Source organism: Rhodococcus wratislaviensis (genome assembly GCF_041228765.1).
GTDB lineage: Bacteria > Actinomycetota > Actinomycetes > Mycobacteriales > Mycobacteriaceae > Rhodococcus_F > Rhodococcus_F wratislaviensis.
The window spans coordinates 6,859,589-6,884,992 of the sequence record NZ_CP150488.1; the positions used below are offsets into that span (position 1 = coordinate 6,859,589).

At 68.6% G+C, this 25,404-nt stretch carries 18 protein-coding genes; all 18 read right to left on the reverse strand.

The features are described from left to right. Window position 1: 1 nt before the first annotated feature. The gene (locus WKC72_RS31675) at window positions 2–1,243 is read right to left on the reverse strand and encodes a hypothetical protein (RefSeq protein ID WP_370180745.1); all 1,242 of its coding nucleotides are present in this window, start codon (window positions 1,241–1,243) and stop codon (window positions 2–4) included. Continuing rightward, window positions 1,230–2,603, reverse strand: coding sequence for a lipopolysaccharide biosynthesis protein (locus WKC72_RS31680; RefSeq protein ID WP_370180746.1), 1,374 nt, complete (start codon window positions 2,601–2,603; stop codon window positions 1,230–1,232). Before WKC72_RS31680 ends, WKC72_RS31675 begins: the two co-directional genes overlap by 14 nt. Before the next feature lie 2 nt (window positions 2,604–2,605). Next, a complete protein-coding gene (locus tag WKC72_RS31685; RefSeq protein ID WP_370180747.1) occupies window positions 2,606–4,369 on the reverse strand; it encodes a serine aminopeptidase domain-containing protein in 1,764 nt (587 codons plus the stop codon). Beyond that, window positions 4,353–5,663 (reverse strand): glycosyltransferase family 2 protein, encoded by a 1,311-nt coding sequence (locus WKC72_RS31690; RefSeq protein WP_370180748.1) that lies wholly within the window; start codon window positions 5,661–5,663, stop codon window positions 4,353–4,355. Before WKC72_RS31690 ends, WKC72_RS31685 begins: the two co-directional genes overlap by 17 nt. Next, on the reverse strand, window positions 5,660–6,610 hold the full coding sequence (locus WKC72_RS31695; protein WP_128639322.1) for a glycosyltransferase family 2 protein: 951 nt from the start codon (window positions 6,608–6,610) through the stop codon (window positions 5,660–5,662). The genes WKC72_RS31690 and WKC72_RS31695 overlap by 4 nt, the downstream gene beginning before the upstream one ends. Before the next feature lie 6 nt (window positions 6,611–6,616). After that, window positions 6,617–7,444 carry a glycosyltransferase family 2 protein gene (locus WKC72_RS31700; RefSeq protein ID WP_370180749.1) on the reverse strand — a complete coding sequence of 276 codons (828 nt, stop codon included), beginning with the start codon at window positions 7,442–7,444 and terminating at the stop codon, window positions 6,617–6,619. Between the two features lie 305 nt (window positions 7,445–7,749). Next, window positions 7,750–8,616: a MazG family protein gene (locus WKC72_RS31705; RefSeq protein ID WP_370180750.1), complete on the reverse strand. Its 867-nt coding sequence runs from the start codon at window positions 8,614–8,616 to the stop codon at window positions 7,750–7,752. 4 nt (window positions 8,617–8,620) lie between these two features. After that, window positions 8,621–12,268, reverse strand: coding sequence for a transcription-repair coupling factor (gene mfd, locus WKC72_RS31710; RefSeq protein WP_112300428.1), 3,648 nt, complete (start codon window positions 12,266–12,268; stop codon window positions 8,621–8,623). A 119-nt stretch (window positions 12,269–12,387) separates the two neighbouring features. Continuing rightward, complete coding sequence (locus WKC72_RS31715; protein ID WP_370180751.1) at window positions 12,388–14,817, reverse strand: glycosyl hydrolase; 2,430 nt, start codon at window positions 14,815–14,817, stop codon at window positions 12,388–12,390. A gap of 32 nt (window positions 14,818–14,849) precedes the next feature. After that, entirely contained in the window at window positions 14,850–15,815 is a 966-nt protein-coding gene (locus tag WKC72_RS31720) for a DUF1839 family protein (RefSeq protein ID WP_128639326.1), read from the reverse strand. After that, window positions 15,812–16,762, reverse strand: coding sequence for an amino acid--[acyl-carrier-protein] ligase (locus WKC72_RS31725; protein ID WP_370180752.1), 951 nt, complete (start codon window positions 16,760–16,762; stop codon window positions 15,812–15,814). Before WKC72_RS31725 ends, WKC72_RS31720 begins: the two co-directional genes overlap by 4 nt. Next, window positions 16,759–17,967: an acyl-CoA dehydrogenase family protein gene (locus WKC72_RS31730; RefSeq protein ID WP_370180753.1), complete on the reverse strand. Its 1,209-nt coding sequence runs from the start codon at window positions 17,965–17,967 to the stop codon at window positions 16,759–16,761. Before WKC72_RS31730 ends, WKC72_RS31725 begins: the two co-directional genes overlap by 4 nt. Then, window positions 17,964–18,206 carry an acyl carrier protein gene (locus WKC72_RS31735; RefSeq protein ID WP_112300458.1) on the reverse strand — a complete coding sequence of 81 codons (243 nt, stop codon included), beginning with the start codon at window positions 18,204–18,206 and terminating at the stop codon, window positions 17,964–17,966. The genes WKC72_RS31730 and WKC72_RS31735 overlap by 4 nt, the downstream gene beginning before the upstream one ends. Continuing rightward, window positions 18,203–18,640: a holo-ACP synthase gene (acpS, locus tag WKC72_RS31740; protein ID WP_037243999.1), complete on the reverse strand. Its 438-nt coding sequence runs from the start codon at window positions 18,638–18,640 to the stop codon at window positions 18,203–18,205. The genes WKC72_RS31735 and acpS overlap by 4 nt, the downstream gene beginning before the upstream one ends. Before the next feature lie 261 nt (window positions 18,641–18,901). Next, window positions 18,902–20,428: a sugar transferase gene (locus tag WKC72_RS31745; RefSeq protein WP_370180754.1), complete on the reverse strand. Its 1,527-nt coding sequence runs from the start codon at window positions 20,426–20,428 to the stop codon at window positions 18,902–18,904. A 205-nt stretch (window positions 20,429–20,633) separates the two neighbouring features. Continuing rightward, complete coding sequence (locus tag WKC72_RS31750; RefSeq protein WP_037243995.1) at window positions 20,634–22,478, reverse strand: bifunctional diguanylate cyclase/phosphodiesterase; 1,845 nt, start codon at window positions 22,476–22,478, stop codon at window positions 20,634–20,636. A gap of 14 nt (window positions 22,479–22,492) precedes the next feature. Continuing rightward, entirely contained in the window at window positions 22,493–24,619 is a 2,127-nt protein-coding gene (locus WKC72_RS31755; RefSeq protein WP_370180755.1) for an Rv1355c family protein, read from the reverse strand. Beyond that, entirely contained in the window at window positions 24,616–25,392 is a 777-nt protein-coding gene (locus tag WKC72_RS31760; protein WP_370180756.1) for a hypothetical protein, read from the reverse strand. Before WKC72_RS31760 ends, WKC72_RS31755 begins: the two co-directional genes overlap by 4 nt. Window positions 25,393–25,404: the final 12 nt, after the last annotated feature.

Sequence of the window (25,404 nt, forward strand, 5' to 3'; positions counted from 1 at the left end):
GTCAGAAGATCCTTCGAGACAGTAGAGACAGTGGGTCGCACAGTGCGTCCGCGAGTGCGATGCGGACGAGTTCCGGGTCGAAGACGTTGTCGTGCAACGACGCCGACACGTCCAACTCTGGGCCGCGCCGCACCGAGGTGAAGACGATCGATGCAGGGTCGGCCGGTTCGCTCAGCGCGGTGACGAGACGCCTGCCGGGCTCGTCGGTCCAGTCGAGGTCTGCCAGCAGCGCGGCCTCGCCCATGTCGGAGTACACGAGCCTCGTCCGGGGTTCGGCCGCGACGTGAGTGGCCCGCGTGTGCGCGCTCCCGGCAGCCACCCGCCTGCGGAACGTGGCGGTGCTGAGTGCCATCGAGGCGAGCGGCCTGCCCGACGCCGTGGCCTGTGCGATCGCCGCACTCATCTCGGCCGGGTCACCCGGATCCGACAGCGAGAAACGCACCAGGGCAGCGAAGTTGCCGTTCACCGTCGCACCCTCCGGGAGATACCGGCGGCAGTCGAAGAGAACGTCGACCTTGTCGTCGATCGTCAGGCCGTGGCTGCGCATCGCCCGCGCGACGGCCGCGAACAACAACGACGACACCGACGCCCCGGGCATCTCCCGATCCCGCCAGCGACGCAGTTCCGCAGTGGTCCCGGATGCTGCGGACGCGACGACGGCGGTGGGCGCGCCGTGCCACGGCACCATCTCCGCCGATCCGGGGCTGTGTGCGGCAGCGGGCAGGGATTCGAGGAGCCTCGCGACACGTGTGGGGGACGACGCGAACGTCCGGGTCAGGGCGCGTGCGAGCGGCAGTGCGGTGTCCCGCGTCCGCGCCCATTCCGGAACCGGTGTCCCCGTGCGTCCCCCGGCGACGGCACGGACGAGCGACAGCGCGAGCCTCCCGTCGCCGAGTCCGTGGGAGATGTCGAGCAGCAGAAAATCGCCCGCGACCGCGACGTTCAGCGGGTGCGCGGACGCACCCGAACGTGCCAGCCGGGTCAGCAGCTGCGGCACCTCCTCCCGGGTGCAGGGTCCGAGTTCCCGTATCTGCCCGAGGAAGTCCTGCGGTCGGTGCTCCCACCGGCGTGACTCGGTGGTCGGGACGAGGCCGATCGGGGTGTGCCGCCCGCCCGCGTGCGCGAGCAGGGTCAGCGTGTCCCGGATCTCGCCGATGCTCGGCAGCCGGAGGGGACCGATCGCGGTGATCATCCGGCTCGCGCTGCGCATCAGGTCGCGGTAGCTCGCGCTATGCGTCGACATCGGACACCTGCCACATCGGTTTCTGGTTCACGGTCTTCTTCGCCAGCCACCGCTCCCACTTGGCGCGGTTCTGGAGTCGGCGGAGCCAGGAGATGAGCGGTCCTGCGAGGATCACGGCGGTGAGCGTCTCGGCGGCGAGATACGCCCAGCCCACACCCGCGACGCCGATCGACGCGCTGAAGACCAGGCTGCCGACGATGATGACCACCGTGGCCAGGCACTGCGTGACGACGGCGAGGGTCAGCCGGCGGTACACCCGCGCGAGACCGTCGTAGACGGCGCCGATGACGGTGAGAGGCACGAACACCGCGGCGAGATGGAGCAGAGGCGTCCCTTCCGCACGGTATTCGTCACCGATGAATCCGAGTGCCAACGGCGCGACGAAGGCCAGGCCGAATCCGCCCACCACCGCGACCACGGCAATGGTGCGGACGAACCGGCGGGACAGGCTGACGATCTTGTCCGGATGCGCAGCGGCCTCGGCGACGAACGGGCCCACCATGAGGTTCACCATGATGTAGAGGGCGCTGACGATCGACCAGGTCACCGCGAAGTAGGCGTTCGCCGCGGTACCGACCCGGGTGACGACGATCAGCGGGACGACGAGCGGGGCGATGGCCCCCAGCGCCGAAATGCCGTACGAGGAACCGAAGTACACTCCGAGTTCCTTGTTGGAGGGCAGCGAGGGCACTTGCCGGTATCGAGGGTCGGACCGGATGCGCAGGCCCATCGACGTCAACACGACCACGACGGCGATCGCCGCGGTGACCCCCCAGGACGCGACGATGGCGAGTGCCGACCCCGACGCCGCGAGCACCACGACCGCGAGCAGTTTGGCCAGCGCGTGGAAAACGTTCTTCGACGCCGCCCAGCGGGCAACGCCCAGCCCGGACACGGTCTGGTCTTGCAGGGCGAAGAGCGCGAGGACGACGACGAACACCGGATAGATCGCTATTTCCAGGTTGTTCTCGAACAGCGTGTCCCGCGGACCCAGGACGATGAGCCCGACAGCCGACACGAAGGCCAGCGTGGCCACGGCGGCGAAACCCTTGACCAGCAACGGTCCCGCGCGGTGGCCGGCCACGGGCAGGAAGCGCTCGAACATCGAGCCGAGGCTGAGATTCGACAGCGTCGACAGCATGATCGCCGTCGAGATGAGAGCGGACGCCACGCCCACCTGGTCGGCGGGGAACAATCGCGCCGCCGCGCCCCAGAAGGCGAGGCCGAGGACACCGGTGACGACACTCGACAGCATCAGTGCCATCGAGTTGATCTGCAGATTCCGCCCCGCGGAGCGCGGTGGCTGCTCGGCACGGTGCCTCGCGCGTAGTTGCGACTGCGTCGCTGTCGGGGATCCCATGGCTACCCGACCAACTCCGGCCGGGAATCGTCACGGGCGTCGTCGACACGGTCCACGGTCAGTTCACCGAGCACGGTGGCGAGGACGTCCCGCAGGACTCTGTCCCGCAGGGCGGTGCTGTACAGCGAGTGATCGCCGGACGGGTACGTCACCAGGCGTCCGTTCCAGCCGGCGCGCCGGAGCCGGCGAAGGCTGCGCTCTCCCTGGTTCTCGACGAACGCGGTGTAGTCGATCGGCGAGAGGAGGACGGTGGTGTGCACGCCACGGTCGTTCAGCGGGGCGAGCATGACCTCCGGCACCTGCAGCAAGCCTGCCCGGCCCAGCCACAACCAGCAGCGGTACGGCATCCACACCCGCAGGTGCTTTTTCGCCGTCGCCGCGTGCCGGTGGAGCAGCGTGAGCGCTGCGCCCTTCAGGGACCCCCGGTCGGCGTCCATCGTCGACTGTTTCACGAACGCCTGACGGGTAATGGTCCAGTCCGCCATGTTGACCAGGATCACCGCCCGGACGGGACGCCGGAGGGCGGCGTAACTCGAATTCCACGCCCCCGAGCACATTCCTGCGAGCACAACCGCTTCGGGCTGCGCACCGCTGACGGAGATGATGTCGACGGCGTCGTCGCGGGATTCGCCCGTGTAGATGGTGGTGGATTCGCCGTGCTGCACCATGCCGGTGTCGCCGGTGCCGCGGCGGTCGAAGCGAACGCTGACGATCCCGTGGGCCGCGAGTTCGCGCGCCGTCTCGACCCACAGCCGGACCGGTCCGACGCGGTGCTCGCCGGCGGTGCCGTGGAAGATCACCGTCGGTGTCGCAGGGTTGTCCGCTGCACCCCGCTCGGCCGCGACGGACGTGCGGATCGTGAAGAGTTCGGACGCTCCCGCGAAGCTCAGGGTCTCGGTGACCTGCCTGCCGTCGACGGTCCGATCCACGACGGCGGTGGTACGGAGTTCGAGTGCGGCACCGGTGTGGTGGTCGCCGAAGGACGCAGACATCCGGTCGGCGATCCGGTCGATGTCGCCGAACGGGAGCCGGACCACGAAGTCCGCCGGCTCGAGGAACGATTCGTAGTCGTGCACGGTGAAGTTCTCGGCGTTCCACGCAGCGACGGCCTCGCGCATCCCGACGGAATCGACCTCGCTCTCCCGCAACACCATCAGGATCTTCGCGCCCGGCGGCGGGGTGGCCGCCCGCAGACTCATCGCCGACAAGGCCGTCGCCGCGGCCGGTGCGAGCACCGCACCGATGAGGGTGACCCGCGGATCGTCCGTGTCCTCGGGACCGACCACCAGCTGGTGGAGCGCGGTCTGCTTGCGCAGGTAGGCGCGGCCGCGGACCACCGGATCCCACAGGGTGACGGCCCGCAGCGGACCGCACGTCGCGGCGACCTGCGCGGCGAGCAGGGCGCCGATCCGGAGGCCGACGAGACCGATGTCCGTGACGCCGCAGCTGCGCACGTAGTCGACGGCCCTCCGGATGCTGTCGAGCCATCCGGCGACCGCGTCGGGATCGTCCTGGGCGCCCGGCGAGTCCCCGGTGCCGCGGTAGTCGAACCGCAACACCAGAAGCCCCCGCGCCCGCAATTGCTGGGCGAGGTAGACCATTCCGCGATACGAGTCGACCTGTTCCTTGCCGATCGGCGGGCACAGGACGACGGCGCCGCGGCAGCGGCCGTCGGCGGGAAGATCGACGACGCCGAACAGCGGCGCGTCCTCCGGTCCGAACCAGGTGGCGAACCGGGTGCCTGCGAGATCAGGATGGGCCGTCATGGGTCATCCCTCTCATCGGTGCCGGATGCCGGCCCTCCACTCGGGCCTTCAGATAGGCGAACGGGCCACGTGCGATGGACCGCAGTTCGGTGGCTCCGATCCCCACGGGGAGATCGTCGGCGAGAGCGTCCGGAGGTGTGGCGACGCGGGACATCTTGCGCGACAGATGGAGAAACGTCGGCGCCTGCCGCACGGCGATGCGCACTGCGAGCCAGGCGGTGCGGGGGTCGACGGCGATCTTGGCCAGCCAGGCGCCGAGTCCGAGTCCGTAGCCGCGCGCCTGGACGGCGAGCGCCTCGTTGTCGGCCCGGTGCCGATGCCACACGATCGCCCCGGGCCGGTACGCCAGCTGCCGCCCGGAGTGCAGCACGCGGAAGAACATGTCGAGGTCTTCGCCACCGTCGGTGGGGGCTCCCGCCCCGAGCGCCTCGTCGAAACCACCCAGCGCGAACACGGCCTGCCGGTCGACGGCGAAATTCGCACCGGTGCCGTAGACCCCGACCTGGAACGGGAAGAGCGGCACGTCGGCGGGTGGGTGCGCGAGGTCGAACAACCGTGGGACGCAGGAACTCGCCCACCCCACCCGCTGATCGAAGTACGCCTGCGCCGGTGTGCGGATCTCACCGCTCGGGACGATCCCGCACACGCAGGCCACCGCATTCCCGGCGCCGAAGCCGGCGACGAGTTCGGTGAGCCAGTGCGGGTCGACGACGACGTCGTCGTCGGTGAAGGCGACGATCTCCGTGCTCGCCGCGCGGACGCCCGCATTGCGCGCCCTGGACAGGCCCGGACGGGGCTCGATCACGACGCGGACACGGGGGTCACCGAGTTCGGCGACGTACCGCTGCGTGGCATCCGTGCGGGATGCGTTGTCGACCACGATCACCTCGTAGTCGGGATGATCGAGCGACAGGATCGATTCCAGGGCGACCTTCAGGCTGTCGACCCGGTCCCGGGTGCACACCACCACGGTGACGGAAGGGCCGGGTCCGTCGGTGGCGGCGGCGCTTTCGACCACCGCTCGCGGCAGGAGCCCGTCCAGTGCGTGCCGCAATGCGTCGGCCTCGAGTCGGCCGTCCTCGATGTCCAGCTCGACGAATCCCCGCAGGGTGCGATCTTCTCGCACGAGCAGCCGGGCGCGCCGATACCCCTCGGCGCGCTCCAGCCGGTATTCGGTGTCTTCCCGAACGGGATCGCGCAGTTCGCCGACCCAGACGGCCCCGTCCCACGTCGGCGCGTGATCGCTCACGAGAGCCGGTACCAGGTCGATCCGGCGATCGAGTGTCCCGGTCATGCCGTCCCCCGCTTCGATCGCAGACCGACGAGACCCCGGACGTAGCCGGCAGTGGTCGCCGTGAGCCCCGCGACCACCGCGCCGGCGCGGGCCAGTCCGCCGTGCCGCGGGGATGCGATGCCCGTGACGACGGCTCGCGGGAGGACACGCGCGGTGTACACCCGCTCGCTGCTGAGCGCGTCGCCGGACCCGACGAGATCGGAGACCAGTGCTTTCGACACGCCCTCGTGGAAGCAGCGCGACAGGAAGTAGCGGAACGTGGTGCGGTCGTCGCTGACGCGGTGTGCCACCTTCATCGCGGGATCGAACAGCAGCTGCGCAGTGGGCTGGTGGGCTCGGATCCGGATGCAGAGTTCGGTCTCCTCGCACCCGACCGGCGTCTTTCCGACCCGGCCGATCCCGTCGCTGAACCCGTCGACGGCGTCGAACACGGTGCGCCGCAGCGACATGTTGCAGCCGATGAAGTTCCGCACCGGCTCGATGCGTGTCGGCTGCCCGACGTAGCTGCAGCCGACCACCCAGTCGAACTCGGCGGGCATCCACACGGGGCGGTCCGCGGGCCACACCGGACTGGCGAATCCCCCCACACCGAGCACGTCGGGATCGGAGTAGTGGGCGGCGGACACGCGGTACCAGTCGGGTTCGGCGCGCGCGTCGTCGTCGAGGAACGCGATCATGTCGCCGCTCGCCGCCCGCACACCCGTGTTGCGGGCTCCGGAGAGCCCCTTCGACCCGGAGTTACGCAGCACGGTCACCCGGGTCTCCCCGGCGAAGTGCCGTTCGGCACGCGAGAACAGTTCCTCGGAGTGGTCGATCACCACCAGGACCTCGAGCACGGGCACGTTCTGGGTGAGGACCGAGTCGACTGCGGCACACAGGTCGGTCCACCGTTCGGTGGTGTAGGCGCAGATCACGACGGAGCAGGACACGAGAGTGGACACCGTCATGGGTGCTCAGCCCCGCGAGACGGGAGCCGGGGACACGTCCGGTGCGGAGGTGCGCTGTTCGCTCCTGATGGTGCGCAGCACCCGGAGCCCGTCACGTACCGCGTTGAGATTGCTCTCGCCGTGGATGCGGTCCTGCTCGAAACTCGGCACCTCGGTGATCTTCAGGCCCGCGTTGGCGACCCGCACGTTGATGAGTGTCTCGATCTCGAAGCCGTCGCCCCACTGTGCCTCGGTCGTGTCGACGGACGGCAATGCCATCACCGGGACGTGGTGACGCCAGAATGCGTTGTAGCCGTAGCACAAGTCGCTGAACGAGGCCCCGAATTTGAGGTTGACGATGGCGTTCAACGCCTTGTTTCCGAGCTTTCGGCTGAACGTGATGTCCGAGCTTCCGCCGCCGGCGGCGAAGCGGGTTCCCTTCGCGAAGTCCGCGCCTGCCACGAGAGCCCCGACGAACAGCGGGATCTCGGCCGGGTCCGTGGATCCGTCGGCGTCGATCATGACGATGATGTCCGATGTGGCGGCGAGGAAACCGCAGGCCAAGGCGTTGCCCTTGCCCTTCCGGCTTTGCGTCACGACCGTGGCGTCCGGCCAGAGGCTCCTGGCCACCTCGACCGTGTCGTCGACGGAATGTCCGTCGACGAAGACGATCTCGTCGATGTCGGCCGGCATCCGCGCGGCGACGTGCGGGAGGTTCCTCGCTTCGTTCATCGCGGGCACGACGACGGTGACCGTCGGGCGGCCCGGCGCGCGGCCGGCGGTACCGGCCTCGTCGATGTCGTGCGCGTCTGTCTCGTCGGAAGGTTCCAGGCGGTCAGGCGTGTACAGGCTCATGTGTCCGTCTCTCATCGTCGGGCAATCGAGTCGGCCCGGAAGCATGACAATGTGTGGTCCCCTGTGGGTACCGGCCCTCGCCCGACCGGGAGCTCAGGTACCCACCACGTGCAGTGCGCGAAGCCCACAAACACCCCTGTCGATGGACCTCGCGGTTCTTCGAAACGCGTGTTTGCAACCAAACGGTCTTCTATGCGCGCTTTAAACTACCTCAGGTTTGTTTTTCTCGCACTACAGACACGAGGGTGATTCATCACTCAGTTACATATTGGCAAACTCGAACGATAGGGCTGTTCGACCCTGTATCAGGACGTCCAGTAACCGAGCCAGTCCGCGGGAGTCAGCTCGGTCTTCCCCGCCGCGCGCGCAGCATTCTCGGCCGCGCGGATCCGGGCGATGAGATCGTGCGTCGCCGCCTGCAGCCTCGACTCGGCGGCGACCACCGCCGCGCTGTCGGCAGTGATCTCCGTGGGCACCAGTTCGGACGGCAAACCCGCCTTGCTCGCGCGGGCCACGACCTTCGCAGCCAGCGACGCCGCCGGCTGACTCATCGCGACGCCGTCGAGGCAGGAACTCCGCGCCTTCTCCGCCGCCTTGCGGATCTCCCATGCCCGTTCCTGCTCCGCGATGTCGATCGGCCCGACGACGTCCTCCCCGAGGTGGGGGCTGCGGTGCACGAGCTTGGCAACCAGCGTCGCGGCCACGTCGTCCACGTCGAAATTGCCCGACGCCGAGGCGATCCGCGAATGGAACAGGACCTGCAGCAGCAGGTCTCCGAGCTCTTCACGCAGATCACCGGGTTCGGACGACTCGATGGCGTCGAGAACCTCGTACGTCTCCTCGACGAGGTAGTGCGACAGGGTGCGGTGCGTCTGCGTCACTTCCCAGCCGCCGTAACTCCACAATCGGTCCATCACCTCGGCTGCCTCGACGAGGTTGTCGCCCGGGACCTTCGGCGCCGCGATGACGCGGGACCCCGACGCGACCCAGTCACGCACGGTGGGATCGTCGGGATCGCTACTGACCAGGACGGCGGCCCCCGGCGCCTCGGTCAGCAATCTCCGCACGGCCTCGGGTACCTCGTCGGTGAACTCCACTCCGTCACCGACCACCCCGACGGCCTCCATCGGGATCGTCGTGGGCCGCAACGGGTCGAGCAGGACCACCGTCATCGGGTCAGGCCTCCATCACCACGGACCCGGCGGCCTTGCCGTCCAGCGCGAGCACGAAGTCGGCGATGTACTGCAGCAACTCCACGTCCCGCACCCGCTCCGCGCCGATTCCGCCCGAACCCGCCCGGGGCAGCGGCAGCTGCACCATCCCGGTGGTGGCACGGTACTGCGCGCTCGGGTAGATCCGCTTGAGACGCAACTGCTTCGAGTCGGGCAGGGCCATCGGCGCGATCTTCAGCTGCGTCCCGACCACGGCGATTTCCTCGAGGCCGTACTCACGGGCCAGCAGACGCAGCTTGGCCACCGAGACCAGTCGGCGGACCTCCTCGGGGAGCGGTCCGTACCGGTCGACGAGTTCGTCGACCACGGCCGTGATGCCGTCGAGTTCGGTGGCCGCCGCGAGCTTGCGGTAACCCTCGAGCCGCAGACGGTCGCTGGTGACGTAATCGGGAGGGATGTGCGCATCGACGGGCAGGTCGATACGGACCTCCTTCGGGGCGTCCTCCGTCGTGATCGGCTTGCCGTCGGCCGCCGCCCGGAACGCCTCGACCGCCTCCCCCACCAGCCGCACGTACAGGTCGAACCCGACACCCGCGACGTGACCGGACTGCTCGGCGCCCAGCACGTTTCCGGCACCGCGGATCTCGAGGTCCTTCATCGCGACCGCCATGCCTGCGCCCAGGTCGGAGTTCTGCGAAATGGTCGCGAGGCGGTCGTAGGCCGTCTCGGTGAGCGGTTTCTCCGGCGGGTACAGGAAGTACGCGTAGCCGCGTTCCCGGCTACGCCCGACGCGACCGCGCAACTGGTGCAGCTGCGACAGGCCGAGGGAATCGGCGCGTTCGACGATGAGCGTGTTGGCGTTGGAGATGTCGAGACCCGTCTCGATGATGGTGGTGCACACCAGCACGTCGTAGTCGCGTTCCCAGAAGCCCTGCACGGTCCGCTCGAGTGTGTCCTCGTTCATCTGCCCGTGCGCCACGACGACCCGAGCCTCGGGGACGAGGTCGCGGATCCGCTGGGCCGACTTGTCGATCGAGCTGACCCGGTTGTGGACGTAGAACACCTGCCCGTCCCGGAGCAGTTCCCGTCGGATGGCCGCGGCCACCTGCTTGTCGGCGTACGCGCCGACGTACGTGAGGATGGGGTGCCGCTCCTCCGGCGGCGTGAGGATCGTGGACATCTCGCGGATTCCCGCCATGCTCATCTCGAGTGTTCGCGGGATCGGCGTGGCCGACATCGTGAGTACGTCCACGTGGGTGCGCAGCGCCTTGATGTGCTCCTTGTGTTCGACACCGAAGCGCTGTTCCTCGTCGACGATGACGAGGCCCAGGTCCTTCCACCGGATCCCGGTCTGCAGCAGCCGGTGTGTGCCGACGACGACGTCGATCTCGCCGTCCGCCATGCCGGCGATGATCTCCTTGGAGTCCCCCGCATCCGTGAAGCGGGAGAGCCCGCGCACGGTCACCGGGAACGCGGCCATGCGCTCGGTGAATGTCTGCAGATGCTGCTGAGCGAGCAGCGTCGTCGGCACCAGGACCGCCACCTGCTTGCCGTCCTGCACGGCCTTGAACGCCGCCCGCACCGCGATCTCGGTCTTGCCGTAGCCGACGTCGCCGATGACGACGCGGTCCATCGGCACGGCCTTCTCCATGTCGGCCTTGACCTCGCTGATGACCGTCAGCTGGTCGTGGGTCTCGGTGAACGCGAAGGCGTCCTCCATCTCCTTCTGCCACGGGGTGTCCGGGCCGAACGCATGACCGGGTGCGGCCTGCCGCGCCGCGTACAGCTGGACGAGTTCACCGGCGATCTCACGAACCGCCTTGCGCGCCTTGCGTTTGGTGTTGGCCCAATCGGAACCGCCGAGCTTGCTGAGCGCGGGCAGCTCGCCGCCGACGTACCGCGACAGCTGGTCGAGCGACTCCATCGGCACGAACAGACGGTCGCCCGGGTGTCCGCGCTTGCTGGCGGCGTACTCGATCACGAGGTACTCGCGCCGGGCGCCGCCGATGGTGCGTTCGACCATCTCGACGAATCGTCCGATGCCGTGCTGGTCGTGCACCACCATGTCCCCGGCCGTCAGGGCCAGCGGGTCCACCTGGTTGCGGCGCTTCGCCGGCAGCCTCTTGCCGTCGCCGACCGCCGCCACCCGGTTGCCGGTGAGATCGGCCTCGGTGACGATGACGAGTCCGGCAGTGGAGTCGTCTCCGGGGAAGACCAGGCCGTCGTGGAGCGAACCGCGCAGCACCCCGACCTGTCCTCGCGGGGGCTCCGAACCGGGCACGAGTTCCGCCGCGGGCACCTCGGCCTCGCGCAGACGCTCGAGCACCCGATGCGCGGTACCGGCGCCCGCGACCACGATCACGGCCCGCCCGCCGGTGGTGACGTGGGCGCGCAGGCTCACGAACAGTTCCGACAGCAGGTCGTCCGAACCGCGGATCTGCGGCGCCGGCGTGACCGCGAGCTCCAGTTCCTCGCCGTTGCCGGATGCGAGCGGGCTCAGCGTCCACCACGGCTGACCCGTCGTCTCCGCTGATTCACGGACCTGGCTGAGCGAGCGGTAGGCGGAGGCGCCGAGGTCGATACCGTCGCCCTTCAGCACGGAGGTGTCGAGCGGGGCGGCGCCGCCGATCGAGGCCGCCGTCCACGACGCCTCGAGGAACTCCTGACCGGTGCGCACCAGGTCGGTGGCCCGCGTCCGGATCTTCTCCGGATCGCACAGCAGCACGTGCGCGCCCTCGGGCAGCACGTCGGTGAGCAGCTGGAGCTGCCCCGGCCGCAGCACGGGCAGCAATGCCTCCATGCCCTCCACCGGGATGCCGGCCGACATCTTGTCGAGCATCTCGACGAGCGCGGCGTCGGCCTGGTTGTCGACCGCGAGCTGCGCGGCCCGGTCGCGAACGTCCTCGGTGAGGAGCAGTTCGCGGCACGGCGGGGCGATCACGGCGTCGATGTCGAGTTCCGGCAGCGACCTCTGGTCCGCGACGGAGAACGCGCGCAGTTCGGTGACCTCGTCACCCCAGAACTCGACGCGCACGGGATGATCCGCGGTGGGTGAGAACAGGTCCAGGATGCCACCGCGGACGGCGAACTCACCGCGCTTGCCCACCATGTCGACGCGGGTGTACGCCATTTCGACGAGCCGCTGAATCAGCCCGTCGAAGTCGTGCTCGACGCCGACCCGCAGCGTGACGGGTTCGATCTCACCGAGACCCGGCGCCATGGGCTGCACGAGCGAGCGGACGGTGGTGACGATGACCTGGAGCGGCGCCCCGTACGAGCGGTCGTCCGGACGCGCGAGTCTGCGCAGCACCTCCACGCGGCGACCGACCGTGTCGGCGCTCGGCGACAGCCGTTCGTGCGGCAGCGTCTCCCACGACGGGAACTGCGCCACGGCGTCGCCGATCATCTCCTGCAGTTCGGCGGTGAGGTCGTCGGCCTCGCGACCGGTCGCGGTGACCAGCAGCAGATGGGTGCGCTCGGCGAGAGCCGCGGCCACGAACGGCCGGGCGGGTGCGGGCGCGACGATGTCGAGGTGATGCCGCCCGAGCGCCTCGGTCACCTGCGCGATGACTGCGTCGCCCAGCGCGATCTTCGCCAGACCGGCGAGCGGGGTGTCGGACGAGGGCTCGGCAGCGATGAGCGGGGAAGACAACGACGCACTCCTGAGCAGTGATGACGAACTGCCGGCGAACAGCTCGGGCCGGGACGAGCGGCCAGTTGCGGACTGAGCCAGCCTAGTCGATATCGCACACGGACGGACCGGGGTCCGTATCAGGTGGAGGCCTGCACCACCGGTGCGACGGTCATCGAGTTCAACGCCCGCACGTGCCCGGTCACCGCGTCCGTCGTCCCGGTCCTGCGCACCGGCACCGTCCGTGCTCCGCCGGGCGGCAGGTGGAACCAGGAGTCCGCCGGTTCGAAGCCGCGGAGGTCGAGGTGAACGTACTGCGCAGCGCCGTCGGTCCCGACGTCGACGACCCAGTCGCCGGACGCCGTCTGCCGCACGACCGCCGTCAGGCCGACGGTGCGTTCGAGGGCGCGCGCCGGTCCGCCGACGAGGTGAACGGACTCGGCGACACCGTCCTCGCTCGACAGGGTGACGGTCACGCTGTCGTAGCCGCGGGGGCCGAAACGGTGGACGTGGGTCGCGTCGGTGAACCGGCCGAGCACCGTGTCGAGCGACCACCGGCGCGCCGCGTGCGCAGCCACGGTCACCGGTTCGGTGACGTCGAACGCCCGGGCACCGGTGCGGGTGTGCACCTGCACCCGCAACTCCCCCGCGACCGTGTGGTCGGAGTCGTTGACCGCGTCGATCCGCAGTCCGTCCAACCCGTCCTCGGCGAGCAGGACCGCGACCGGCAGCGACATCCGCCGCATCACGAACCACGGCGCCTTCGGCCTGCCGTCGGAGTCGAGCAGCCCCCACCCGGCACCGGGTTCGAGGTCGCGGAGCGCGAGCACCAGGGCGCCGTCGCATCCCGAATCGGGCCGCCGCCAGTAACCGAGAGTCGCCGCGAACGCCTCGCAGACGGCGGCCCGGCCGAGGGCGAGATACCGCTCGGGGTCGCTCCAGCGGACCGTCGACGGCTCCTCGCCGAACAGCGTCCGCACGTAGTGGTCGCGGACGTCCTCGAAATCCCAGGACGCCCCGTTGTCCCGCGGCACGGCCGCCTTCCACCGTGGGTGGTGGCCGGCCGCCGCGAGGCTGCCGAATTCGGCCTCGATCGCCGCGTCCGACGGGGGGATCGAGAACGCGAGGCATTCGGCGGCGAACCGCACCCCGGCCTGGCGGACGTCGGACGGCGGAAGCCGGTAGCCCCCGACACCGAAGTAGTGCGCGATACCCGTCCCCACGTGGGTCGCGAGCGCGTCGCCGCCCGGCGGCGGCGACGGTGACGACGACACCGGCACCACCCCCGGCGCCGTCCTGCCGACCACCGCCGGAATCACGTCGTGTACCGCCGTCATGTGCGGCGCCGGGAATCCGAGCATCGCCGGCTGCTGTTCGGTCTCGCTACCTCCGCTGAACACGACGAGCGCGGGGTTACCGGACAGCGGCCGCAGCACGGCCTCGACCTCCGCGGTCAGCAGGTCCAGGAACGGCTGGTCGTCGGGCGGGTCGAACGTCGACAGCATGGCGTCCTGCCACACCATGACACCGAGTTCGGCACAGTCGTCCCAGAACGCGGCGTCCTCGTACACCGCCGTGCCCGGCACGCGGACCATGTTCAGGCCGGCCTCGACCACCCGCTCGAGGGTGGCCCGCGTCTGATCCCGGCCGCCCAGCCCGACCGGATCCACCGGCGTCCAGACGGCGCCGCGGCAGTACACGTCGACCCCGTTGACCGACAGCCGGAATCCGCCGTCGCCGCGCGCCGCGCACACGGTGCGGAATCCGACCGCGCCCAGGTCGACGACGTGCTCCCCCAGATCGACGCTCAGCGGATACGTCACGGGATTGCCGTGGGTGTGCGGCCACCACAACCGGACGTCGGGGACGCGCAGGTGGGCGCGGACCTCCTGTGCGTCCCCGACGTCCACGATCGTCGCGACCACGGCGAGGTCGCCGAGCCGCACGACGGGGGCCGGTCCGGCCGAACGATGCACGCGCACGGCGAGGTCCAGCACGCCCGTGCCGTCCGCCACGGCGGTGACCACGTGACGGTCCGACAGGACGGGCGCGGCGCGGTCGTGCAGGCGCACCGCCCGCCACGGACCCACCGGGGCGGGCACACCGCCGAAGACCGGGGCGCGACCGAGCAGGCTCGTGCGGATCCAGCGCAGGCCCTGCGCACTCACCAGCGACGACCGCCAGCGTCCGCGTGGCCGCCGGCGGCGCAGCACGGCCTCGAGGGACGGGAAGCGGATCGCCAGCGTGACCGCGCCGGGGCGAGAGGCGAGCTCGACCGAGGCCGGCACGAACATCGACTCCGACGTCAGGACGAGGTCGTCGCCGGCCCACACCTCCGCGTGCGAGGCGAGGCCGTCGAACTGGAGCCGCCACGGACCCGGGCCGCCGCCGGACACGTCGGTGACGAACCACCAGTCCACCGCATCGGTCTTCGCCGCCCGCGCCGCCGCAGCGCCGTCGGTCGCCCGGATCGCGCCTGCCGCGGTACCCGGCACCTGCGCGACATACCATGGACCCGGCACACAAGCCAGACCCGCGGGATCGGTGACCGAACCCGGTTCCGTTGCCACACAACGCCACCGAGCGTCGGCGAGAAGATCCACTACGCGCGTCCGACCACTCGCGCCAGGCCACCCACCGAGGATTCCCACGCCTCGGCCATCCCGTCGAGTTGCACCGACGGGTCGACACTGCGTCCGCGAGCGGCCCTCGCCATCTGGAACTGCACGCTCTTCGCGCCCTGCGCCACCGCCCGGAAGCCCGGCGCGAACGCCGCTGCCCCCGCGAACCCGTTGCGCTCGAGGTACTCGCACACGTCGGCAGCCAGTTCGGCGGTGGCACCGCACTGCCGCAACACCCCGAACGTCCACAGGTGGAACGTGTCGATGCCCGCGCTACGAATCCAGGGCACGTCGGCGACGACCCGCTCACCGAGGTCGCGCACCGGATTTCCGTCCGGTCGGGTGGCGAGATGATGCCGCAGCACCGCCTCGAAGCGCGCCGGCCGGTACCCCGGATCCCCGTCGAACCGGACCTGCTCCACGTAGGGGGTGAATGTCGTCGACCCGGCGACGTCCAGCCCGAACAACCCGCGAAAATCGTCACCGGCCAGCCGGTGATACCCACTGTTGTGGAAGTACTCCAGCACACCGCCCTCCCGGTCGATGTAGTTCGCGACGATCGTGGTCTTGGTGTGGCCCTCGCGGTAACCCGTGCCTGCCGTGTCGGGGAGCCAGTGCGCATCCACCTCGACGGTGGACAGCATTCCCGCCGCGAGATTGTCCTCCACGTGGTCGAGGACCCGGCGCCAGACGTTCATCTCCCCCACGTCGATCCCGTAGAGCGCGAACAGATCCTCCGGCTTGAACTTCAGGAACGTCCACTGCGATCCGTCGAACCGGGCGCCGAACGCGCACGCCGCGGCCGGCACCGGATCGAGCCCCAGCGAGTGGAGTACCTCCACCCACAGGTCGAGGTAGCAGTTGGTCTCGGTCCACGTCCGTTCGCCGGAGTGGATGGGGTGCGGTTCGTACCCGTCCGGCGAGATGTCGATCAGCCGCAACGTCACAGCGACATCCGGGATTTCACCGCACTCGGCCAGCGCGACGGGTCCATGCCGTGAGTCCGCAGCATCGCGAGCGCGATGCGTTCCATCCCGAATCCCACGCACGCACTGTGGGCGACACCGCCGTCCGCGGTGGCGATGTCGAACGTGACACCGAAATGGTCCTGATGGCAGTTGCACGAGACGACGGCGGTCCCCTCGTCGAGATCGCCGTACAGGCGCACCGTGAGCTCGGTCTTGAGGTTCTCCTCGCGCTGGTTGGCGGCGAGCATGCGTCCGACCCTGCCGAAGAACGGGTCGTTGGCGGCCACCGGCGCGGCGTCCAGCCACAGGTCGGACAGCACCTCGAGCCCGCGCTCGATCCACGAATCACGGTGGGTCGCGGCCTGGTCCGCCGTGCCGATCCGCACGAACTCGTGCATCCGGAACGCCTGCATGCGGGCGGGGTCGAACGCCGGCTCGTGCCGGAAGCAGTAGCCGTACACGTCGAGCAGCGCACCGCCGTCCGGGAGCACACCCGTGAACATCGGGTACGCGGGGTGGCACGCCGCCGATACCAGCATCGTGTCCGTCGGTTCGAGCCACTTGTCCCAGCTCTCGCCGTCGGCTCGCGCCGCCAGCAGTTGGGCGTGCTCGGCGTTGGTGCCGGTGAACGTGTTGATCGCACCGGTCAGGTTGGGGAACGACGCGATGTAGTCGGTGCGCTCGAAACTGGTGCGCGGGAACACCGGAGGAAACCGGAATCGAGCCGCGGACGCGCCCGGGCCCGCCGCCCGCACGACGGCGTCGATGCCGTCGACGATGTCCTCGAACAACCCGGACCGTCCGTAGAGGCCGGCGACGGACGTGTCCACCAGGAGTCCGGCCTCGAGCAGTTCCGCCCGGAACGCACGGCGGGCCCGCTCGAGTTCGCTCGTCTCTTCCCGCTCCACTGCTGTATCCGTGCTCATATCGTCCCCCGGTATGCCGTGGCCATCTGCGCCGAGTTGGCCATGATTCGATCGTTGTTGACCATGACGGCCGCCCCGTGCGCATCGCGCAGGTGCCGGCCCAGCGAGTACTCCGTGTCTTCCCGGTAGCCGGCGATCCCGCAGATCAGCAGGGCTCTGCCGACGAGGTCGACAACCAGCGTCGACGCCGTCACCTTCAGGTTGTTCATCGCCAGCGAATAGCCCACTCCACCCGCGACTTCGGCCTCCGGCGAACCGGCGGGCGCCGCATCGGCGTCGTCGAACCGGCGCGCCGCGGCGAACACGACGTCCGAGAACTGCTGGTGCACAGCGGCCGCCTCGGCGAGACGCGACGCCGCGGGCGAGACCACACCCGGCTGCTTCCGCGCTGCCGCTCGCACGTACCGGCGCGCCTTTTCCAGCGCGGCGTCGGCGATGCCGAGCCACACGGCCGACCACACCGAGTGCGACACCGGGAGCATCGTCGCTGCCGAGATTTCCGCGTAGGGGTCGGCGACGACGAGGTCGGCTGTGGTGGTGGCACGCAGCACGAAACCGGGACTGCAGGTGCCGCGCAGCCCCAGCGTGTTCCACTCACCGGTGCGCTCGAGCGTCACATCGGCGCGCCGGCAGACGACGAGCACCTGGTCGCTCGGCGGGCTGTCGGGGGTACGCCGCGCGGTCGCGAGAATCGCATCGGCGTACTCGCCGTAGGAGATCACGGGGGCGTTCTTGATCAGCGACACCACCCCGCCGGACTGCTCCACCGCGCACGTGCTGCGCCGCACGTCGCCCCCGATGCCCAGTTCCGTCGTCGCCGACGCGAGCAGATACTGACCGGCGACCGCGTCACGCAGGAAGCCGGAGACGCCGTCGCCACCCGGATGTCGTACGAGCGAGAGGATCTGGGTCTGGTGCATCGCGAACACCATCGCCGTCGCGGCGCAGTGCCGCCCAAGGGTCCGGGCGATCGTGCACAGTTCGCGAAGCGTCGCGCCTTCGCCACCCAGCTCCGGGGGAACGGCACACGAGAGCAACCGCTGGTCCCGGAGCGCGTCGAGCGCTTCCTGCGGAAAGCGCGCGTCCCTATCGACGTCGACGGCCCAGCGGGCGGCCACCTCGGCCACGACTCTCTCGGCTCGCGCCGCCGGACCCCACGACTGCGCGGACTCGATCCCGGTGCCGCTCGCGAGGGCGATGCTCATGCCACTCCGAGTTCGACGAGTGCGCCCCGAATGGAATCCACGCTCGCGAACGTACTCTTGCGCAGCAGTTCGTCGGGGAACTCGATGTCGAACGAATCCTCCAGCGCCAGCATGACGTTGACGCTCGCGTGCGACGTCAAACCCAGTTCGTAGAGGTCGGCCCCGACGGCGATGCTCGTGGCATCGACGGACAACCGGGCGTGGTCGCCGAGAACCTTGCGGATCGTCTGCTCGCTCATGGGTGGCGTTCTCCTTGGTGATGGGGTGGTGTGCCGTACCGGGACGCGGTGACCATCGCGATCGCGACGTCGGCCTCGTGCGAGATCGAAACGTGGAAATCGCCGAGCCCCTGCCGCTCGGCGAGGGCCGACGCGTTGCCGGACAGGCGCACTCCGCATCCGCCCCAGCTCTCACGCCGGATCTCGATGGACTGCCACGGCAAGGCGACGTCCCCGGGTCGCAACACCTTGACCACGGCCTCCTTGGCCGCGAACCGGGCTGCCAGCCGTTGTGCGCGCGCAGGCCCTTCGCAGGTTTCCAGTTCGTGGGGCGTGAAGATTCTGGTCAGGTAGCGGTCGCCGAACCGCTCGACGCTGCTTCGCACGTGCCCGACCGTCATCACGTCGCACCCGATACGGGACTCGGGGATCGACGAGACAGAACCACCAGACATCGATCCCCCTGCTCCAGTCGTCGACAGTCCCACGTTCCGTGCCGGAAGCTGTCCTCAGCGACTCTCCAGCAAACCCTTCGAGAAGTTACCGCACACCGGCGATTCAAGACAAGAGGTACTGCGGTGTGGGCATAAACATACCTTGAGTCTGTGACGCTGTCTTCGCGACGCTGAGGATGCCCGTGGGCTATCCGCAGCGTGGAGGGGCGACCGCCTCTATGTTCGTGGCGGCCTCACGACCGGTGCCGAACCGATACACCCTCAGTAGGCACCGGTCGGCCGAAGCACTGCGCGAATCGTCTTCCACAGGATCAGCAAATCCAGCGTGAAGGTCCAATTCTCGACGTAATGCAGGTCGGCACGCACCGATTCCTCCCAGCTGAGGTTGCTCCGGCCACTCACCTGCCACAGCCCTGTCAGTCCCGGTTTGACGAACAGCCGACGCCGCGCACCGTCGTCGCCGTATCGCGCTACCTCGCATTCCAATGGCGGACGCGGGCCCACCAGCGACATACTGCCGGACACGACATTGAACAATTGCGGCAGCTCGTCGAGCGAGTAGCGGCGAATGAACCTGCCGACCCGGGTGACCCGGGGGTCGTCGTGAATCTTGAACATGACGCCAGCGCCCTCGTCGAATGTCGTGAGCTCACGGATTCGCGCTTCCGCACCCATCACCATGCTGCGGAACTTGTACATCGTGAACACCTCGCCGTCCCGACCGACTCGGGTCTGCTTGAACAAAGCGGGACCGCGACTGGTGGCGCGGATCGCAGCGACGATCACGAGTAGTACAGGCGCAATGGCGATAACGATCACGAGAGCGAAGATCCGATCGAGGACATTCTTGATCACCCATGCCGGGCCCGAGTACGTCGGCGCACTCAACTGCATCAACGGGACTCCCGCGACGGGGGCGATATGCAGGCGCGGACCGACGACATCCATCAGCACCGGCGCGATCAATAGATCCGTTCCGGTGCCCTCCAGCTCCCAACTCAGCCGCTCGGTGCGCGTGGGGGTCCAGCCGCTCGAGGGAAGAACCGCGATCGCCTGGAAGGAGTGCAGCCTGGCGATCCCGACGATGTCCTTCCCCGTGCCGATCACGGGAATGTCCTCGATAGCGAGCGGAAGCTGTTCACCCGGTCGCACGTCGGCCAGGCAGATAGCGTCGACGCGCCACCCGGCCTGGGAGATATCCTGCGTGCGTTTGATCAGTTCGAGCACTTCCTCGGCGTCACCAGCCACAAGGACCGAGCGCAGATAGCCTCCCGATCTCCGGCGCCTGCGGAGAGCCCGTCTGAGTCCATACCGTCCGAACACCGACAGCACAGCTGCGAGTGGAAGTGCGCCGAACACCCACGACTGTCCGTTCGGGGTCCCCAGCGCATACCCGCCGAGAGCCATCACTGCGATGACCCATACGTACGCTCGTCCCACTCTGCGCAGTTCCTCCGCACCGCTGCCGAGAACGCGTGGATCCCATGCATGCGCCAGAGCCAGGGAGAGCATCGAGAGAACGAGAACCGCGACCGCAACTGCGAGACCCCCCTGCCACGCCCCAAGAGACCCGAGAGAGAGGCGGCGATAGGCGACGGTGACGAAGAGGTCAGCAGCCAAGACGCAGAGGAGATCGCTACAGAACGCAGCGCGAAAGTACGAACGCTCCCAGTCCGGTCGTCGAGGCGGAGGCTCGGGCACGGCACGGCCGGGGATCGTCGGTACGCCCGCGCCCGTTCGGACACGTGCACATTCGGATTTAATGAGGAGCTGGGTCCTCTCGGACACACTCAGCGCTTCGACATCGCTTCCACATTCGCACATTGGCCAAACCCATGCTCGGAACCCACCCGCCGCGGCGTCGATCCGATCGAGCCCCGGAACTGATGTCTCAAAACATACTCCGAGTCTGTTATAGCCGCAATCAAATGACTTGCATTATTTAAACCGAATTAAACCAAACTTTCGGTATATTTAATGCGGCACGGGCGACCTACAGCCCGACCTCGATCGCTCCCGCGACCAGCAACTTGCCGATCTTCTCCGCCGAGACCGGGCGGCTGAACAGGAAGCCCTGCGCCCGATGGCAACCCATGTCGAGAAGTTGCCGGGCCGACTCGACGTTCTCGACGCCCTCCGCGACCAGCTCCAGGCCGAACGATTCGGCAAGGCCGATGATGGACTTCACGATCGCCCGGTCCCCCGCATTGCTGTCGAGGTTCATCACGAAGCCCTTGTCGATCTTCAGCGTCCCGACCGGCAGCGCCTTGAGGTGGCTGAGGGAGCTGTACCCGGTGCCGAAGTCATCGATCGCGACCTCGACATCCATCGCGTGCAGCCCTTCGAGCGCTTCACGCGTCCAGGTCAGATCACTGAGCACAGCGTTCTCGGTGATCTCCAGGCACAGCGCGCCCTTCCGAAGGTCGAATTCCGTCAACGCATTCGCGACGACGTCGAGAAAATCCAGACCGGCCAACTGCCCCGGCGAGACGTTGACGCGGAGATCCAGATCCAGTTCGGGAACCTGCGACCGCCAGTCGGCCCACTGCCGGCAGGCCTTCCGGATCACCCAGCGCCCGAGCTCGCCCGCCACATTCGTCGCCTCGGCGACGTCGATGAACGACGCCGGCTGCAGCAACCCGAGCAGCGGGTGATTCCACCGCACCAGGGCCTCCACCCCGATGATGCGGCCGGTCCGCAGGTCGACCTCGGGCTGGTACTCGAGGAACAGCGACTCGTCCGCGATGGCCGCACGCAGACTGAGCTCGATCATGTTGCGTTTCTCGCTCTCCTCCTGCATCTCGTCCGTGAAGACACTGATCGCGTTACCGCCCTTGGTCTTCGCGACCATGACGGCCTGGTCGGCCTGGCTGAGAAGTGAGCTTGTGGTGGCCTTGCCCGGATATCCCGCCGCGACGCCGATGCTGACACTGCGACTGACGACCTCGCGGCCGAGACGCACCCGCTCGGTCACGACGTCGCGGATGTGCTGCGCCCGCGCCTCCGCCTCCTCCAAACCGACCGATCCGCCGAGCACGAGCACGAATTCGTCGCCGCCCAGCCTGGAGACGAGGTCGTCTGCCTCGCTGCTCGATCTGAGCCGGTCCGCGATCGTAGAGATGAACCCGTCGCCGGCTCCGTGACCGAAGAAGTCGTTGAGAGGCTTCAGCCGGTCCAGGTCCAGGAACAGGATGGCGACCGGCCCGGGTTCGGACTCGGCGAGGCGCGTGTCCAGGTGGTGGTAGAGCGCGCGCCGGTTACTGAGTCCGGTGAGGGAATCGTGGTCGGCCGAGTAGCGCAACTGCTCTTCGACGACGATGCGCGCCTGGACCTGGGCGAGCAGCGCGGCGATGGCCTTGAGGACGTCGAGTTCTGGCGGGGTCCAGTCGCGGTCGCCGAACTTGATGAACCCGAGTGTGCCCGTCGTCGTGTCACCGGACAGCAGCGGAACGGCCGCGAGCGACACCTGCGGCACCCCGGACGCCTCGCGGACCCGCTCGTTGTAATCCGGACCGGACACCTCCGGACGGAAGATGGCCACTTCCTTCTGGTGCTCGATCTGGGCGAACGTCGAGTCGGCGTCCTTGAAATAGACGACGCCGAGCGGGTCGGGGTCGGGGATGAAGGGCCGCAGCGGGTATTCCGCGACCAGGACTGTCGCCGCGATCTCGTGGTCGGTGAACCTGAGGAAGCTGGTGTCGACCTCGAAGTGCTCCACGAGATCCTGCAACACGCGGGTGGCCACGTTCCTGAACGAGACCGCATCGACGGGCGTGAGCCGGGACGCCACGGTTGTCACCAGGGTTTCGAGCTTCTCGGTTTGCTTCTCGGTGTTCACTGGCCCTCCTGTCCTTACGATATCCGCCTGCGAAGCCGATCGGCGAGGCGCTCGCTCCGAACCGAGGGGCCCGGTGCATGGCTGAGCCGTAACACCAGGGCGAGCGATTCACCTCCCTTCGCTCCGACGACGTCGAACAGTTCCTTCCGCAGCCTCTCCAATGGTGCCGCATACCGTGGTGAGAGTTGTTCGAGTTCCGCGCTTTCCACACCGTAGAGAAATACCGGTGAAATCGGCTGGACTGCGAGCCCGAGCGCCTGCGCGCAGATCCATACGCATTCGGTCGCTTGGCCGCCGTGCACATAGTCCCGCAGGGTGCTGCCCGGGATCGCGACGGCGGCGATCGCCGAGCTCGACACGACGCGGTCCGCAGTGGACTTGCCCAGCGCCTGTCCCGCGTCCTGTGCGCCCAACCGTTCCATGACGTCGGGCCTCCGCAACAGCGCAAGAGTCGACAGTTCCGCCGAGTCGAGTTCGAGTGCGCGAACGTCGATACCGGTCTCGACCGAATCAAGGGGCGGCCACCGCAACTCGCCGATCATTTCGCGATGCAGGGTAGGAGTGAGGAATCGGATGCGATCCGACTCCGCCAGAATGGCGCTGATCGTCGCGATGTCGTCCCGGTCGGTCACCAGGCAGAGGCGTGCGCCCTCGCGAGATGCAGCATCCGAGACAAGCCCTAGCTGCGTGTCGTCCAACGGCCGGGGCACGCCCGGCCGGCGGTTGGTGGTCCGGTCGAGCATGTGCTCGTAGCGGTCGGTGAGTTCACGGTCGTTTCCGCTGCCGAACGTCATCGTGGCGACGGGAAGTCCCAGATCCCCGTCGCGGACTGTCACGGCGCCGAGCAGTCCGGCGGCCGACGCGGCGATCCGGGCGTTGTGCAGGGCGGCGCCCATCGCGACACAACTGCCGCGGTATCCGACGTCCATGGCCGTCGTGTGCGTCGGGTCCAGGGATATGGTCAGCCCCTCGTCGTCCGCCGCAATCGCCCACGGCTGAACGTTGCCGCCGGAAGGCGCGCGAGCCGCGGCATTCACGACGGCGCCGACGGCGTCGTACGAGGCTGCGGCCGCCGCACGATCCGCAGGCGCCTCCGGCAGGTTTTGCGGTCTCGGCGGATCGGTGAGGGCATCGAGATGCCCGTCGAGGTCCATGCGGCACCGACCCGACGCGAGCGGCTGTCCGAGCACGATGCGCCGCACCGCCGCCGCGACCTCCGCCCCGCCGAGCAACACCTCGCCCCCGAGCTGCGGCCAGGTCGAGATGGTCTCGTCCACCTCCACCAGCGACGCCGCCATCGTCGCCGACAACTGTGTGGCGTCGAGAATCCGAAGGACGAGCGGAATCTTGTCCCGCGAGCCGAGACCGGCGAGTGACTCCACGTCGACGTCGCCGATCACTCCGTGAAAGATTGGCCGATCCGGTTCGAGGTCGAACCGCTCGACGTCCAGCAGGCCCCTGTCACTGGTGGCCATCAGCACCGGCAGACCCCGGCGACGGGCCTCGCTCCGCAGGGATACCTTGACGTCCAGCGAGTCGCACTCGTCGATCACCACGTCCGTGCCGTCCAGGAATTCGGCCACCGACTCGACGTCGAGACCGTCCTCCCACAACGTCACAGTGACGTAGGGGTCGATCTCCGCGATACGGCGGGCGGCGACCACGGCCTTGTTCACGCCGAGGTCCAGAACCGTGCCGGGAACCCGGTTCAGGTTGGACAGTTCGAGGGTGTCGAAGTCCGCGAGCCGCAGGCCGCCGCATGCCCCTTCCAGGGTGAGGGCCAGCGCAACCGCGTGGCCGACGCTCAGCCCGACGATCCCGACGGTCACGTCGCGGAGTCGTTCCTGCTCCGGTGCGGTGACTTTGTTCCGATTACGGTCCAGCCGTAGCAGCCGGAACGCTGCGGGGCCGAGCAACCGCACCACGGTGCGTCGCCACGAGTAGTACGCCCACACCGGCGTCTCGTCCAGCACACCGGGATCGGGCGCGGGAACAAGAGTGCGGAGCGTGTCCCTCTGCTGTTCGAGTCGATCGACGAAGACCACCGCGGGGTCGCGGCGGAGACGGTCGAGTACCGCCGCGTCCCCAGAGTGGCCCTCGTCGAGCAGCAGTGCGGTGTACTCACCGTGGGTTTCTTTCACGAGACGCTCCGCATCGGCCGGACGACGTTTCCTCCCGTCCCCGTCGCGGTGTCCGCCGACGGCGTCGAGCGGGACGTCGCGAGTAACAGTTGGGCCAGCTGCATGGATTCGGCGCGGCCCCTGCGCCTACTCCGATCCCACCACATCAGCCGCGTCTCGTAGCGGTCATCCGGATAGGGCACGGGAGCAATGTGGTCGGCCACCACGCCACCGGTGGTTCGCCACGTGTCCAGGACGTGGGATGCGGCGGTCGCGAGCATGAACTGGACGCCGAGCAGATCCATCGAGAAGGTGGCGATGCGGCCCAGTGCGCCGACGAGTTCACCCCGCCTGGCGGCCGTGTCCGCCACCCACGCGCCCTTCGCCTCCACGACACCGAACGGAAGCCGGTCCTCGATCATCCGGCGGACGGCGGGAGCTCCGGGATCGGTTCCCCATTCCGTGATCGCATGCGCCTGATCAGCGACAAGATACGGACCCTGGGCGCGGACGCCGGCTGCGACCGAACCGTTCGGATCGATGGCGACGAAGAACAGTGCGGTGGTGTCGCCGGCCTGGATCCGGCGGTACTCGAGCGCCTTCTCGGCGCCGTACTTGCGATAGCCCGCCACCGCTCCCTCGAGATATGCTTCCCACAGCTCAGGCTCCTCGGTGGGCCGGGCGACGACGAAGCGACACTCCGATCGCGGATCCCACACGCTCAGAGTTCGGTCAATGAAGGTATCGGTCGACCGTGCGTCGATCTGCGGACGCGACAGCTGTTCAACAGGCATTGGCTTTCCCAT

Coding starts and splice junctions, on each gene's coding strand:
- WKC72_RS31675 (WP_370180745.1), bottom strand. CDS start 1,243: ATGTCGACGCATAGCGCGAGCTACCGCGACCTGATGCGCAGCGCGAGC.
- WKC72_RS31680 (WP_370180746.1), bottom strand. CDS start 2,603: ATGGGATCCCCGACAGCGACGCAGTCGCAACTACGCGCGAGGCACCGT.
- WKC72_RS31685 (WP_370180747.1), bottom strand. CDS start 4,369: ATGACGGCCCATCCTGATCTCGCAGGCACCCGGTTCGCCACCTGGTTC.
- WKC72_RS31690 (WP_370180748.1), bottom strand. CDS start 5,663: ATGACCGGGACACTCGATCGCCGGATCGACCTGGTACCGGCTCTCGTG.
- WKC72_RS31695 (WP_128639322.1), bottom strand. CDS start 6,610: ATGACGGTGTCCACTCTCGTGTCCTGCTCCGTCGTGATCTGCGCCTAC.
- WKC72_RS31700 (WP_370180749.1), bottom strand. CDS start 7,444: ATGAGCCTGTACACGCCTGACCGCCTGGAACCTTCCGACGAGACAGAC.
- WKC72_RS31705 (WP_370180750.1), bottom strand. CDS start 8,616: ATGACGGTGGTCCTGCTCGACCCGTTGCGGCCCACGACGATCCCGATG.
- WKC72_RS31725 (WP_370180752.1), bottom strand. CDS start 16,762: ATGAGCACGGATACAGCAGTGGAGCGGGAAGAGACGAGCGAACTCGAG.
- WKC72_RS31730 (WP_370180753.1), bottom strand. CDS start 17,967: ATGAGCATCGCCCTCGCGAGCGGCACCGGGATCGAGTCCGCGCAGTCG.
- WKC72_RS31735 (WP_112300458.1), bottom strand. CDS start 18,206: ATGAGCGAGCAGACGATCCGCAAGGTTCTCGGCGACCACGCCCGGTTG.
- acpS (WP_037243999.1), bottom strand. CDS start 18,640: ATGTCTGGTGGTTCTGTCTCGTCGATCCCCGAGTCCCGTATCGGGTGC.
- WKC72_RS31760 (WP_370180756.1), bottom strand. CDS start 25,392: ATGCCTGTTGAACAGCTGTCGCGTCCGCAGATCGACGCACGGTCGACC.